We start from the raw sequence: 14708 nt of genomic DNA, 5'->3' as shown, positions 1-14708 counted from the left end.
TTAAATTTCTGAGTTCGTGAACTTATTCGACGACGGCGAAGAGGTCTTCTTCTTTCATGACGAGCAACTCGTCACCCGCCACTTTGACGGTTTGACCGCTGTACTTGCCGAACAACACGCGGTCGCCGACTTTCACTGACAAGGCTTTGATCTCGCCTTTGTCGTTGGCTTTGCCTGGGCCGACGGCCAAGACTTCGCCTTGATCAGGCTTTTCGGCGGCTGAGTCAGGGATGACGATGCCAGAGGCGGTTTTGGTTTCGCTGTCGATACGTTTCACGATCACGCGGTCGCCGAGAGGACGAAGTTTCATTGCATCTCCAAATAAGAGCTAGGGGTTTGAAAAGAATGCGAACACCCAGGTGTTCACAAGAAAAGCCACTGGCGGTTGGTTGTTAGCACTCGCCGCCATTGAGTGCTAATTTTAGGGTATCTCTCGCCATTTCAAGTCCCTCAGGCATGAAAAAAGCACCGACGGGGCGGTGCTTTTGAATCGGCTGGCGCGAAGCGCCACGTTTGCGCTGGTTTATTGGCTGCGGTCTTGTGCGCTGCGAATGTCTGCCATGACACGGTAATCGGTCATGGCGCTCTCCCACATGCGGGCTTCGCGGTCGGCTTTGAGCCAGGCCACACATTGACGGGTGCAGTATTTGGCAAACACCACCAACATGGCCAATACAGCAGCCCACAGCACCACCCAAGCGCCCAGCTCCTGACCATGTGGGGACGCGTCGGCGATGTCATACAAGGCAGCCAAAAAGCTGAGCGCCCCAAACATGCCCAACAAGACAGCGAACGTGCTTTCTTGCTGCAGGCGTTGCAAAAGGTTGTTGAGTGTGACAAATGCACGCTCAAAGCGGGCAACGCCACGGTGTTCAGTGGGATGGCTGATGTTGACGAAGGTGGTCATGGGATTCCTTAAGTGGTCGTTGTCAGACTAAATGAAGATTGAAGTATAGGGATTACCCTAATCCTCATGGCTTCCTAGGGTTATCACTTAGTCGTGAGCTCACACACCATTCAAGGCAAGTCTAAATTTTCAGCGGGTGCGGTTGCATCGCGTGGGCCTACCAAGCCCAGTCTGGCCTTGAGAGACTGGGGTTGTCCAGTGATCAAAGCAGCGTAGTTGGTGGTGTTGGACAACACTTTTTTCACATAGTCGCGGGTTTCATTGAAGGGCACGTTCTCAGCCCAAATCGCGCCTTCGAGCACGGGGCCTGTGCCGTTGCTGGGCGCACGCCAGCGGCGTGAGCGGCTGGGCCCTGCGTTGTAAGCGCCTGCGGCCAAGGGCATGGAGCCCTCGAAGCTGTCGAGCACCAGTTTCAAATAGCCGGTGCCGATGGCGATGTTGGTGTCGCGGTCGTTGATTTGATCGGCTGTGAACTGGGTCAAACCAATTTTCTTGGCCGTCCATTTGGCGGTGGCAGGCATGACTTGCATCAACCCAGACGCGCCCACATGTGAACGCGCGTCAGTGATGAAGCGACTTTCTTGTCGAATCAAACCGTACACATAAGCAGGGTCGAGGTTGATTTGTCGAGAGCGGGCCAGCACCGCGTCTTTGTGCGGCATGGGAAAGCGCTGTTCAAAGTCGATGCTCAAGCGGGTGCGCTCGCTGGTGTTGATGCAGCGGTCCCACACTTGGTTGTCGCAGGCGTGTTGAGCGGCAGCGAGCAGTTCGCGGTCGTTCATCATGCCGGCTTTGCCTTGGGCATCCACCAGATTGGTGGCGTAGTTCCATTCGCGCACGCCTTCAGCACGCAGCCCCATGCCAATGGCATAGAGCGCGCGTTGCAGCGATGGGTTGCGGCGGGCCGCATCCATTTCTTCAGCGCTAGGGGCAGGGGGGCGCGCGGGCACGGTGATTTTTCGGCCGAGCTCTTCAAGGGCCAGTTGCTCGTAGAAGCCGCGCACGCCCGCGATGCTCTCGAGCATGGCGGTGGTATCTTGTTGCACTTGCGGGGCTATTTTTTTGCGGGCCAACATGGCCCGTGCATGCCAGTAGACCCACGTGGGGTCTTTGCGCGCTTCGGGGCTCATAGCGGCGATGGCGTTTTCAACGACCAGCCACTTGGGGGTGTTGCCCGCACGCAATGCAGCACGTACTTTCCAACCCAGCATGTCGTCGTTCAAATCCCTGTCGTGCGCGACGCGGGAAAAGTGCGCGAGCGCATCGTCATCCAAACGCATGGCGGCTTGCCGACCAATCACGCCCCACACCCAATGGCGCTCTTCGGTGGTGAGGTAGGGCTGCCACTTGTTGCGCATCAGCTTGTCGGCTTTGTCAGCGTCGGCGGTGGCCACTTTGATGAGGGCCATGACCAGCAACTCTTGGCGTACCTTTTGGGGCGCAGCGATGTGTTTGGCCAAAAACTTGTCGGCGTTGTTGAAGGCGTCGGTTACCAGTTGGGCCGAGTCAGGCGCAACGATTTGTACCGCGTTGCGGGCGCTGCGAGGACGGTTGTGCTCCACCATCAAACGGGCTTTGCGCCAAATGTCTAAGCTGGTGAATTGTTTGGTGAAGTAGAGGCGGTCAGCAGCCAAGGTGCAGCCGTCGTCTGCTTCTTTCATGCCCATCCAGTTTTTGCGTACTTCATCGGCAATGCCAGGGTTGGCTTGGGCGCCTTTTTCTAACAGCTCCACGGTCAAGATGTAGCAGCGCAATTCACGGTCGTCGCGCATGCGGTAATGCGCGTGTTCGTCGCTGAGGGTGGTCCAATCACGGCGCTGGCCCAGCAGCAGCAGCCAATCGTTGCGCAAGCGGTCTTCTTGGTAGGTGGCCGGGTAGCGGCCAAAGAAGGAGCGAATTTCTTGATGTGAGGCTTCGTCTAAACGGGCTTTGAGTTCCCAATAAGCAGCCCAAGGCTCCAACGGGTGGCCTTTGGCTTGAGGCAGCAGGGCCGAGAGGCGCTTGCGGTCTCCCCGCTTGAAGGCCTGCGCCATGTCGGTGATGACGGCGTCGGCTTGGGCGGTGCTGGACGCAGGCGCAGCCAAGCTGGGTTGAACAGCAGCCAACGTCAATAAGACGCAGGCAAACAATGACACAATGGCTCGAACTTTCATGCACGGATTATCTGTGGACAAAAAGACATTGCGACAACGGCTCATTGAAGAGCGTTTGAATTTGCCCGATCGGCTGGAGCGGGCAGATCTTTTGCAGCGCGTCATGCGCATTTGGTTGTTCAGCCGTCCTGACACGGTGATTGGTGCCTACTGGCCCATCAAAGGCGAATTTGATCCATTGCCCGCACTGCACCGCTGGAAGGAAGACGGCGAGTTGCTGGACCAGCCTCAACGCAGACGCATTGGTTTGCCAGTGATTGACAAGGCCCACAAAACACTCAGCTTTCACGCGTGGTATCCCGGCTGCCCGATGGAAGAGGACGCCTACGGCATTCCCAAACCCAAAGACACCGAAGTGATCGTGCCCACCTTGCTGTTTGTGCCGTGCGTGGGGTATGGGCCTGGTGGTTTTCGCCTAGGTTATGGCGGAGGCTTTTATGACCGGACCTTGGCCACTTTGCAACCCAAGCCGTTCACAACGGGTCTGGGCTTTACCCATGGCTTTTTGCCAGACTTGATGCCCGAGCCGCACGACATGCCACTCGATGCATTGCTCAACGACAACGGCGTGGTTTGGCCAATGGGCTGAGCCCTTATTTTGGTGCAGCCAAGGCTTTGAAATCGTTTTCGTAGCTGCGCAGGGCTTCCGCCAAGCGCTGACGCTGAGCAGGCGTGGTGCTGTTGTGAAACTTAGCAAAGCCTTCGCAGTTTTGGTCCCACAGTTCGCGGTTGTAAGTGCGGTAACGCTCGTTGGGTGAGTTCAAGGTGCGCTCGGTCAGGCCGCGCAGCATGTTTTGCGCTTGCGGGGTGGGGCTGCCTTCTTGGGCCATGCGTTGAAAGGTTTGCATGCTGTCAGCTTGGCGGCGTTCGCGCTCTGCAAAGCTCAGGGCGGGGTCAAATTTGGATTTGCTCAGCCACAGGTTCAGCGCCTCGCGCTGGGGCTTGTCGAGGCGGCCATAAAAATCTTCTAGGCGGTTGGCCGCTTGTTTGTTGCGGTATTGCAGGCGGTCTTCGGCGCTGGGGTCTAGCCAGTCTTCTTTCCATGTTTTGTTGGTCTTGTCAAAGCGCTGGCGGATGCTGCGCAGTTGCTCAGGCTTGAGCTGAGTGGCCAGCTTGATGTTGGCGGGTTCGGCATAGCGCAGCAAGGTGACAAAGCTGGTTCTCATCTCCTCGGTCACGCTGCAGACTTGTGCAGCCGTGATGTCTTGGGCCAACAGTGTTTGCATGCGTTTGAGCAAGGCTGCGTACTCGGGCAGTTGCTGTTGGCGGTGCCAGCGCAGCAAATCAGCCAGCGCTTCACGGGTGAATTGCTTTTGGTTGTCCTGCAAATCGGCATAGCTGTCGAGCCACCAATACATCACGTCGTCGCTGTTGTTGTAAGCCACTTTGACGGTGCTGCATGCACTCAAGCCCACCAGCGCCGCCAGCGCAAAGCAGGCAGAGGCATGGCGGATAATTCTGCGCAAGATAAGGATGAATGACATGAAAGCTTTGGATGTGGTGATCATGGCTGCCGGCAAAGGCACCCGCATGAAGAGCAGTATCCCAAAAGTGCTGCACCGGCTGGCGGGTAAGGCTTTGGTGCAGCATGTCATCGACACGGCCCGCAGCTTGAAGGCGCGCCAGACCATTGTGATCACGGGCCACGGCGCAGAACAAGTCGAGCCTGCACTGGCTGCTGCCAATGCGGCCGACCATTTGCAATTTGCGCGTCAAATGCCCCAACTCGGCACAGGCCACGCGGTGCAACAAGCGGTGCCCTTGTTGGCCGATGACGGCGTGGTGGTGGTGCTGTCGGGTGATGTGCCTTTGACGCAAGCGGACACGCTGCAAGCCTTGGTCGATCTGTGCGACGGCAAACAACTGGCATTGCTAACGATTGCTTTTGACGACCCCACCGGCTACGGTCGCATCGTGCGCAGCCCCAGCGGCCAAGTGCACGCCATCGTCGAACACAAAGATGCCAACACAGAGCAGCTCGCCATCCAAGAGGTGTACAGCGGCATCATGGCCGTGCCTGCCAAACTGCTCAAGCCCTGGCTGGCTCGGCTGGACAACCACAACGCGCAGCAAGAGTTTTATTTAACCGACGTGGTGAAGTTTGCCCAAGCCGACGGCGTGCCTGTGGTGGCCCACACCATCAGCGATGCCACCCAAGTGGCAGGCGTGAACAGTCCCACCCAGTTGGCCGAACTCGAATGCGCTTATCAGCATCGCCAAGCGCAGGCCTTCATGGCCGAGGGCGTGCGCATCATCGATCCCGCGCGCTTTGATGTGCGCGGCCATTTGAGCTGCGCGCAGGATGTGGAGATTGATGTGAATTGCATCTTTCAAGGCTGCGTGAGCTTGGGCCAAGGCGTGAAGATTGGCGCGAATTGCGTGATCGCCAACTGCACCATCGAGGCGGGTGCGGTGATTCACCCCTTCACCCACATCGACGGCGAACTGTTGGGCGTCACCGTGGGCGCGGATGCGCGCATTGGCCCCTTCGCCCGCTTGCGCCCCGGCGCGCAACTGGCGGCCGAGGTGCACATTGGCAACTTTGTGGAAGTCAAAAACGCCACCCTGGCCAAGGGCGCCAAAGCCAACCACCTGGCCTACTTGGGTGACGCCACGGTGGGCGAGCGCGTCAACTTTGGCGCAGGCAGCATCACCGCCAACTATGACGGTGCCAACAAACACCGCACGGTGATCGAGGCCGATGTGCATGTGGGCAGCAACTGCGTGTTGGTGGCGCCTGTCACTATCGGCGCGGGCGGCACGGTGGGCGGTGGCTCGACGATTACCAAAAGCACCGAGGCTGGCGCTCTCAGCGTGGCGCGGGGCAAACAGGTGAGTGTGGCCAATTACACGCGGCCTGAGAAAAAACCTCAATCACCCTAGGACCCTCAATAAAGTAAAGGCAATAAAAAAAACGCCAAGTCTGCAAAGACTTGGCGTTTTAATTGCGTGCAACGAATTACTGTTCTTTATAAGATTTTGTACTGAATGTGGTGGGTTTTGACAAAGGCGTGTTCTTCTTGACGAACTGGAGGAATGAGTCCGCGTAATCCAAGAAGGTGTTTTCCTTCAGGTTTTTGTCGATGCCTTTGAGCGTCAAATAGTTGTCGCCGCCGCCCGCTGTGAAGTCGTTGGTAATGACTTTGTAGGTTTTGCTCGTGTCAAAGCTGACCCACTGGCCATTGCTTTGGACTTCAAGGTTGGTGGCGCGTGAGCCTTTGGCCTTGGTGATGTCCACATCAAAACGCAAACCAGCCGTGTAGGGGTAGGCACCGGATCCCGTCCCGCCGTTGTTGCCCAGCATGGAATCAATGCCATCTTCCACCGTGTCTTTGACTTGCTGTCCTGTCATGTTGATGCGCACCAACACGTTTTTGAATGGCAAAAGTGTGTAGACCCTACCAACCGTGATGTCTCCAGCAGCAATGTCAACACGGACACCACCACCGTTTTGCAATGCAATGTCCGCCCCGCCAAAAGTCTGGCCCTGCGCCAAATAGGCTTGTGCGACGAGTTGTTGTATGTCGCCACCTCGGGCAATGACATCAGCATTCTGGTTGCAGACGTTGCCTAAGAGCGAGCGCGTGGTGTCGCTTTTGGGTCCAACGCCTGGGACGCGTCGCAGGCAGAGGTTTTGTGAAGACTCGCCAACCTTGACCGAACCCAGCGCGACTTTGGCATCGCTGAAAGGCTTCAATGCCGTCACTGTTTCGGCAAGTGGCGTGGTGATCCTAAATATGCCGGAATCATTCAAAGCTTTCTTGTATGCAGCGGCATCTGCCGCTGAGGGGGTGGCGGTCGCGGTAGTAGAGGTGTTGCCATCTTTGAAGGTATCGCCGACAAGCACCATAGGCGCACCATTACAAGCGCTGACATGTCCTCGGTTGTCAAAATCTACCGTGAGCTTTCCAACGACGTGGCTGTATTGCCAAGCCTGAACCACACAAACTGGCCGCCCATCGAGATCGGTGAGCTTGGTGGGGTATGTTCCTTCGGGTGTGAGGCCAAATGGCTTCAAGCTGTCAGGTCCCAGCAGGCTGTGGGAGTCACCGCCGACAACCACGTCCACTCCTCTGAGTTTAGGGGCCAGTTTGGTGATGTCAAACTCATAGCCAACATGGCTCATCACAATGATCTTGTTGATGCCTTGGAGGGTGAGTTCGTCAATGGCGTTTTGCGTGCTTTTCACCTCATCGGCGAAGAGCGTAGTTTCGTCAGGGCGAGAAGCATTTTTGGTTTTATTTGAAATCGTGACCCCCACAACGCCAATTTTTTGCCCTCCTCGTGTCACTGTTGTGTAAGGCAGAAATTTGCCAGCAATGGGGGACGTGCTGCTGGTGCTGACGTTGGAGGACAGCAAAGGTGTTTTGCACTTGCTAGGGTCCTTATTCAAAAAGCCCATGAACTTGGAAAGTCCGGCATCACCAGAGTCAAACTCATGGTTGCCCAAAGTCATGGCGTCAAAGCAAACGGTGTTCATGACAGCAGCATCGGCCTCACCCTCACTTTGAGTGAAGTACAAGTCGCCTGTCAACGCATCGCCTGCATGCAATTTGATGACGTTGGTGCTCTTTGCAGCCTCTTCGCTGATGGCCGCCGCCACTCGCGCAAATCCACCGATGGGCAAGGCCACAAATTTGGCGGCCCCTGCTGCATTGGACATTTGAAGTGTGATCGGTTCCTCATCCAACCGTGAGTGATGATCATTGATATGCAGCAAGGTCAAGATGATTGGGGGTGTTGTGTATTCATCCCCTCCACAACTCGTCAACACCATCGATAGCAGGCTGATGCTGAACAGAGATTTAATGAAGTTAGTTCTTTTGTGGGTGAATAGTTGTCTCATAGTGATCGAAGATATTTGAAGGTGAAGGGTGAAATTTAATTTTGAAATATGACAAATAGATTAAATTTTTCCACGCGATGTGAAAATTTGATTTCACTTTCTGCGACGCAAGCAGGTGAGCATGGCCAATGACATGGGGTCGAAAAAGCGCCATCTGAGTCAGTCCACTCGGTTCAGCGCCACCCCAAGCTTCTTTCACCAAAGTGAAATATCCAAAACCTATAGTAATACTTTGTAATTACTAAAAGGATGGATGGATATGTTGCGTCGAGTCAATCAAACGGGCTTTCAAACGCTGGTGGGCGCAGGCCTGGTCGCTTTGTTGGTGGTCGCTTGTGGGGGGAGTGAGTTTGCGACGGTGGTCTCCGGTGTCGCCGCTCACGGCGAGCCGATGTCCAATGCCACCGTGTCGGTGAAGTGCGCTGATGCCCAGACCTACACCACCACCACGGACGCGACAGGCGCCTACAGCGTTGGATTGAACAGCAGCTTGCCCTGTGTGGTGCAAGTCCAAAGTGCCACGATGGCTTTGCATTCGATCGCCTCGGGCACAGGTCAATCAGTCACCGCCAACGTGACGCCATTGACAGAGGCTTTGGTCAATCAGATCAGCACGGATCCTCTCGCTTATTTTGCGGGCTTTGAACCAACAGCCGCCGCCAAACTGACGTCGACCTTGGTGGCCGATGCGCAAAAAGCTGTGTTTGACAATCTCAGCGCGAACGGGGTTTCCATTCCAACGGATCTGAACAACCTCATCGCCAATCCGCTGGTGGCGACCTCAGCCAACGCCACAGGCAATGCGCATGCCCAATTGTTGGACAGCCTTCAAGCGCAGAGCTTTGCTGTGAAGATCATTGCCATGAACGATTTTCACGGCAACATCCAAGCGCCATCGGCCTCCAATGGCGGCACAGTGAATTTGCCCAATGGCGGCGCTGGTGTAGCGGTGAGGGTTGGAGGGGCTGCGTATGTGGCCACGGCCATCAAGAGCTTGAAGCAATCCGCTGCCAACAGTGTGGTGGTTGGGGCGGGAGACATGACCGGTGCCACCCCTTTTGTGTCCTCCATCACCCATGATGAGGCGGCCGTAGACGTTCTGAATCAAATTGGCTTGGACGTTACCTCGGTGGGCAACCATGAGTTTGATTACGGCAAAGCCGAACTGTTGCGCAAACAACATGGAGGCTGTTTTCCAGCAGTGGGCGACCAAGGTCAGGTGGGCGTCGACACCTGCTTCATGGACCCGGTGACGGGGACTTATTCGGCCACAGGCACGACCTTCCGTGGTGCAAAGTACAAATACCTCGCAGCCAATGTGGTTGACACAAGCAGCCGACAAACCTTGTTCCCAGCCACCTATGTCAAACGCTTTGGCCCAGTGGGCGTTGGTTTTGTGGGCTTGACGCTCAAGGCAACGCCTGACGTGGTCGCATCCTCTGGGGTGGTTGGTTTGACTTTCAATGACGAAATCACCACCATCAACGCCAACGCAAGGGCCTTGAAATCTTCTGGAGTTCAAGCCGTGGTGGTGTTGATCCACCAAGGCGGTGTGTCAAACGCCACTTACCTGAACGACAAATCGTGCCCCGTCAGCTTTGGGGAACTGGGCAAGATTCTCGATGGACTGGGTGAGGAGGTCGACGCGGTGGTCACTGGCCATAGCCACCAAGAATACGTGTGTGAATACACCGGTGCTGGCAGCAAGAAAAAGTACCTGGTCACTCAAACAGGCTTCTATGGCAGTTCGCTGACCGACATCAACCTGAACATTCATCCCAAGAAAGGCGTGACTGCTTGGTCTGCCAATACGGTCCCCGTGATTCAAGCGGACAACAATGCGGGCAAAACGATTCCTGCTGGTTTCAAGACCTTTGCCAAAGACCCATCTGTCGATGCGTTGGTGAACAACTACACCGCCATTTCTCAAAAACTGGCCCAAAAGCAAGTGGGTAGCATTTCGGCCAACCTGATGCGCACGGGTAGCACCAACCTGGTCGAAGGGGCCATGGGTTCGGTGCTGGCGGACATGTATCTGTATGGTGCGCCTGGCGATGCAGACCTCGCTGTGGTCAATCCGGGGGGTGTGCGAGCAGACTTGACCTGCGCATCGGGTGTCACGCCACCGTGCCCAGTCAGCTACGCGCAAGTCAACACAGTGTCCCCGTTTGGAAACACCTTGGTCAAGGTGAACATCACGGGAGCGCAACTCATTCGTCTGTTGGAGCAGCAGTGGGAGGCGCCCAACTGCACCGCCACTATTAACCCAACCACCAAGCAATATGGTCGCGTTTTGCAAGTCTCCAGCACGCTGAACTATGCCTTTGACAACAGCATCAACCCGTGGACCAGCGGAAGTTCACCAAACAATTGCGCCGCTGCTGGCGCCGGTCGTCGCGTGGTTGTCTCCACGGTCAAAATCAAAGGTGTCAGCCTTGATCTGAACAAAACCTACACGGTCGTCACGAACAACTTCTTGGCCCTCGGTTCAGGTGGCGACAACTTCACAATCTTGGCCCAGCAAGGCACCGACGTGCTGGACACCAAAATAAAAGACTTGGACGCTATGTTTGCTTATCTTCGCGACAAATCGCCTGTGGCAGCGCCATCTGCACGTATCCAAATACTGAATCAATAAAACTGCTCAGTTCGGCTTGCCCCTCTTTTAAACCGTGAGGGGGAGTTGAATTTGGGTGGTCATCTTCGCCCGTTTGGTGGCAAAAAATGCCTTCACATTGCGCACATTGGCGTCTTGGGTAAACAAGGCCTGGCTAATGCTGAGGTAGTGCGGCATGTCGCGAGCCTGCAGCACCAACATGAAATCTGGTCCTGGAGAGACTCGCCAGCATTGCTGTACCGCGTCTAGGGAGACTGCACGGGCCTCAAAATCATCAAGGTGTTCGCTGCCTTGTTTGTCCAAAGAGACTTCCACCAAGGCCGTCAGGCCATGGCCCAGGGCGGCACCGAGCTTGTCGGCGTTGAGCACCGCCACTTGGCGCTCTATCCAGCCCTCAACACGCAAACGCTTGACGCGGCGCAAGCAGGTGGGCGCAGAGACACCCACCTTCTCGGCCAGCGCCACATTGCTCAGGCTGGCATCGTGTTGCAAGATGTCCAGCAGCTGCAAGTCAACAGCATCGAGTGGGATAAATTTCATATTCATCAGCCTAAAATTTTTTTATTTCATTTTCATTTCTAAATGAAATAAATCGTCAATATAAGCAAAAAATCAGTCAGATATTTTTCGCTGATCGTCTTAGTATCCATCACATTCTTTGTTTTGGAGTATTTCTATGTGTGGCATCGTCGGCGCCGTTTCTACCCGCAACATCGTTCCCATTCTTGTGCAGGGCTTGCAGCGGCTGGAATACCGTGGCTACGACTCCTGCGGTGTGGCGGTGCATTCGGCCAGCCTTGGCGCCACGCCCAGCGAGCTGCAAGGCGGTTTGCAGCGTGCCCGCAGCACGGCACGCGTGTCAGAGTTGATGGCACAAGTCCAGGCCGAGCACATCGAAGGCGGCACCGGCATTGCCCACACGCGTTGGGCCACACATGGTGCGCCAGCGATGCACAACGCGCATCCCCACTTCAGCCATGGAACGGGGGCCGGCGCGGGCTCAGCCAAGCCAGGGGACAACGTGAAAGCCACCCCAGCCAAGCCAGGGCGGGTCGCCTTGGTGCACAACGGCATCATCGAAAACCACGACGAGCTGCGTGCTGCACTGCAAGCCAAGGGCTATGAATTTTTGAGCCAAACTGACACCGAGGTCATTGCCCACTTGGTGGATAACCTCTACAACGGCGATGTGTTCGAAGCGGTCAAAGCCGCGGTTCAACAACTGCAAGGTGCCTACGCGATCGCCGTGTTTCACAAAGACGAACCGCATCGTGTGATTGGCGCGCGTGCGGGCTCACCGCTCATCTTGGGGGTTGGCAAAGAACACAACGAAACCTTCCTCGCCAGCGACGCCATGGCCTTGGCGGGCGTGACCGATCAAATCGTCTACCTTGAAGAGGGCGATGTGGTGGACATTCAAATCGGCAAATACTGGGTGCAAGACCGCCACCACAAAGCCGTCACCCGTGAGGTCAAAACCGTCCAAGCGCACAGCGGCGCAGCCGACTTGGGGCCCTATCGCCACTACATGCAAAAAGAAATTTTCGAGCAGCCGCGCGCCATTGCCGACACGCTGGAAGGCATCGAGGGCATCACGCCTGAGCTGTTTGGCGACGGCGCTTATTCGGTCTTCAAAGCCGTCGACAACGTGCTCATCCTCGCCTGCGGTACCAGTTACTACAGCGGCTGCGTGGCAAAGTATTGGATTGAATCGATTGCCAAAATCCCTTGCCAAGTGGAGATTGCCAGCGAATACCGCTACCGCGAATCGGTGCCTAACCCCCACAGCTTGGTGGTCACCATCACCCAGTCGGGCGAGACGGCCGACACCTTGGCCGCTCTGCGCCACGCACAAAGCTTGGGGATGACGCAAACGCTCACCATTTGTAATGTGTCCACCAGCGCGATGGTGCGCGAGTGCAAGCTGGCCTACGTGACCCGCGCTGGGGTGGAGATTGGTGTGGCGTCCACCAAAGCCTTCACCACACAATTGGCGGGTTTGTTTTTGCTCACCTTGGCTTTGGCGCAAACCAAAGGCCGTTTGAGCGAGGAAGAAGAAACCGCCCACATCAAAGACATGCGCCACTTGCCTGCCGCGCTTCAAGCTGTCTTGGCGCTTGAGCCGCAAATCATGGCGTGGGCGCAAGACTTTGCCAGCAAAGAAAATGCGTTGTTCTTGGGCCGTGGCACGCATTACCCTATCGCGCTAGAAGGCGCTTTGAAGCTCAAAGAAATCACCTACATCCACGCCGAGGCCTATGCCGCTGGCGAGTTAAAGCATGGCCCCTTGGCACTCGTCACCAGCGCCATGCCCGTGGTAACGGTGGCCCCGAACGACGCATTGCTGGAAAAGCTGAAAAGCAATATGCAAGAAGTTCGCGCTCGCGGCGGCGTGATCTATGTGCTGGCAGATGGAGACACGAAGATTGAAAGCAGCGAAGGCGTGCACGTCATCCGCATGCCCGAACACTACGGCGTGCTGTCACCCATCTTGCATGTGGTGCCCTTGCAGTTGCTGAGCTATCACACGGCGTGTGCGCGGGGCACAGATGTCGACAAACCGCGAAACTTAGCCAAGAGTGTGACGGTGGAATAATTTCCTTTTGACCTTCTTTGGGGTCAAAGTTGAAATTAATTACTACCTTTGTGTTCAAATAGAGGTAAAAACCAAGGCGCTGTCCTTGGTCTACCTTAATCCAGACCATCAAGCCCTAATAGACCGCATCATGCAACTCCATGAAAGGGGCTGGATTCCCAAGAAGATTGCAGCGCACCTGAGTGCCCTAGGGGTGAACTCATGGTCAGGCAAACAGTTCTACCCAGAACTGATCTACGGCATCATTAGGAAAGCCAAAATAAAGATTGAGCGGTTGGCTCAGGCAAGCGAGCTAGATTTAGTTAAGGTGAGTCTTCAGAAGGGAATGATTGATCGCTGAATGACCCGCATAATCTAGATTCGATAAAAGAATTAATAGAGGTTAGTGTGGAACTTTCAGGATTTATTTGGCAGGTTGCCGACCTATTACGTGGCAACTACCGTCAGAGTGACTACGGCAAGGTCATCCTTCCATTCACGATTCTTCGTCGCCTTGATTGCGTTCTTGAGCCAACGAAGGCAGCGGTACTAGCTGAACATGCCAAACGCACTAAAGAAGGTGTTGACCCAACTCCATTTCTGACCCGAATTGCAAAGCAAAGCTTCTACAACACTTCGCCGCTAGACCTCTCCAAAACGCTGACTGACCCATCACACATCAAGGCGAACTTGATAAGTTATGTGAATGGGTTCTCAAGCAACATTGGGGACATTTTCGAAAAATACGATTTCGACAACCAAATCGAAAAGCTGGCAAGTGCAGATTTGCTATTTCTCGTAGCCCAGAAATTTGCTGAAGTAGACCTTCATCCAGAAGTTGTTTCTAACGCCGACATGGGTGGAGTTTTCGAAGAACTTATTCGTAAATTTGCTGAACTCTCAAACGAAACAGCAGGTGAACATTTCACGCCTCGTGAAGTTATTCGACTCATGGTCGACTTGTTGTTTCATGGAGATAACGAAGCCTTGTCAAAGGCTGGTGTTATCAGAACCATCTATGACCCGACCGCTGGAACTGGCGGGATGCTCTCAGTGGCTGAAGAGTATTTGTCTGGCGTTCATGGATTGAACCCCGATGCAACTTTAATTGTGAGTGGTCAAGAACTTAACCCTGAGTCATTCGCCATTTGCAAAGGCGACATGTTGATTAAGGGGCAGGATGTAAGCAACATCAAGTTCGGAAACACTCTGTCAAACGACGGTCATGCTGGTGCCAAGTTTGACTACGGCATCGCTAACCCTCCTTTTGGGGTGGAATGGAAAAATGTCGAGAAGATAGTCAAGGAAGAGCATGAGCGCCTTGGCTTTGCTGGACGCTTTGGTCCAGGTCTTCCACGAATTAGTGATGGAAGTTTGCTCTTTTTACTCCACCTCATCAGCAAAATGCGTGAGCCTGAAAAAGGTGGTGGACGAGTTGCTATTGTTCTAAATGGTTCTCCACTGTTCACGGGCGGTGCAGGGTCAGGTGAAAGCGAAATTCGCAAATGGGTAATTGAAAATGACTTGCTTGAAGCGATCATCGCTCTCCCAACAGAAATGTTTTACAACACGGGCAAGCACTCAGAATCATCAATCGATTTATTAAAAGA

General features: G+C 55.0%; 12 protein-coding genes. 6 read left to right on the top strand and 6 right to left on the bottom strand.

Features of this window, described 5'->3' with window-relative positions:
* Positions 1-22 precede the first annotated feature (22 nt).
* From groES to V7Q41_RS09795, 3 genes are all read right to left on the bottom strand, one after another.
* Positions 23-310 carry a co-chaperone GroES gene (groES, locus tag V7Q41_RS09805; RefSeq protein WP_333845641.1) on the bottom strand — a complete coding sequence of 96 codons (288 nt, stop codon included), beginning with the start codon at positions 308-310 and terminating at the stop codon, positions 23-25.
* Positions 311-523: 213 nt separating this feature from the next.
* On the bottom strand, positions 524-907 hold the full coding sequence (locus V7Q41_RS09800) for a hypothetical protein (RefSeq protein ID WP_333845640.1): 384 nt from the start codon (positions 905-907) through the stop codon (positions 524-526).
* Positions 908-1017: 110 nt separating this feature from the next.
* Positions 1018-3060, bottom strand: a complete 2043-nt coding sequence (locus V7Q41_RS09795) for a transglycosylase SLT domain-containing protein (RefSeq protein ID WP_442918845.1) — start codon at positions 3058-3060, stop codon at positions 1018-1020.
* Positions 3061-3073: 13 nt separating this feature from the next.
* On the opposite strand from V7Q41_RS09795, the gene V7Q41_RS09790 reads away from it, so the two are divergent.
* Complete coding sequence (locus V7Q41_RS09790; RefSeq protein WP_333845708.1) at positions 3074-3649, top strand: 5-formyltetrahydrofolate cyclo-ligase; 576 nt, start codon at positions 3074-3076, stop codon at positions 3647-3649.
* A 4-nt stretch (positions 3650-3653) separates the two neighbouring features.
* On the opposite strand, the gene V7Q41_RS09785 is transcribed toward V7Q41_RS09790, so the two are convergent.
* Complete coding sequence (locus V7Q41_RS09785; protein WP_333845639.1) at positions 3654-4544, bottom strand: DUF6279 family lipoprotein; 891 nt, start codon at positions 4542-4544, stop codon at positions 3654-3656.
* Here V7Q41_RS09785 and glmU point away from each other — a divergent pair.
* Positions 4534-5943 carry a bifunctional UDP-N-acetylglucosamine diphosphorylase/glucosamine-1-phosphate N-acetyltransferase GlmU gene (gene glmU / locus V7Q41_RS09780; protein ID WP_442918844.1) on the top strand — a complete coding sequence of 470 codons (1410 nt, stop codon included), beginning with the start codon at positions 4534-4536 and terminating at the stop codon, positions 5941-5943. The genes V7Q41_RS09785 and glmU overlap by 11 nt on opposite strands.
* A 76-nt stretch (positions 5944-6019) precedes the next feature.
* Here glmU and V7Q41_RS09775 read toward each other — a convergent pair whose 3' ends face one another.
* Entirely contained in the window at positions 6020-7837 is a 1818-nt protein-coding gene (locus V7Q41_RS09775) for a bifunctional metallophosphatase/5'-nucleotidase (RefSeq protein WP_333845705.1), read from the bottom strand.
* Positions 7838-8165: 328 nt separating this feature from the next.
* On the opposite strand from V7Q41_RS09775, the gene V7Q41_RS09770 reads away from it, so the two are divergent.
* On the top strand, positions 8166-10544 hold the full coding sequence (locus V7Q41_RS09770; RefSeq protein WP_333845638.1) for a bifunctional metallophosphatase/5'-nucleotidase: 2379 nt from the start codon (positions 8166-8168) through the stop codon (positions 10542-10544).
* Positions 10545-10571: 27 nt separating this feature from the next.
* Here V7Q41_RS09770 and V7Q41_RS09765 read toward each other — a convergent pair whose 3' ends face one another.
* Entirely contained in the window at positions 10572-11063 is a 492-nt protein-coding gene (locus tag V7Q41_RS09765) for an Lrp/AsnC family transcriptional regulator (RefSeq protein ID WP_333845703.1), read from the bottom strand.
* Positions 11064-11199: 136 nt separating this feature from the next.
* Between V7Q41_RS09765 and glmS the strand changes: the two genes are divergently transcribed.
* From glmS to V7Q41_RS09750, 3 genes are all read left to right on the top strand, one after another.
* The gene (gene glmS / locus V7Q41_RS09760; RefSeq protein WP_333845637.1) at positions 11200-13119 is read left to right on the top strand and encodes a glutamine--fructose-6-phosphate transaminase (isomerizing); all 1920 of its coding nucleotides are present in this window, start codon (positions 11200-11202) and stop codon (positions 13117-13119) included.
* 7 nt (positions 13120-13126) lie between these two features.
* Positions 13127-13459: a hypothetical protein gene (locus V7Q41_RS09755; RefSeq protein ID WP_333845636.1), complete on the top strand. Its 333-nt coding sequence runs from the start codon at positions 13127-13129 to the stop codon at positions 13457-13459.
* A 47-nt stretch (positions 13460-13506) separates the two neighbouring features.
* Positions 13507-14708, top strand: a 1202-nt coding sequence (locus V7Q41_RS09750; protein ID WP_333845635.1) for a type I restriction-modification system subunit M, incomplete at its 3' end; no start/stop codon positions are given.

This window comes from Limnohabitans sp. (assembly GCF_036804465.1).
In the GTDB taxonomy this organism is placed as follows: Bacteria; Pseudomonadota; Gammaproteobacteria; order Burkholderiales; family Burkholderiaceae_C; genus Limnohabitans.
This window is presented reverse-complemented; position numbering and strand designations above follow the sequence as displayed.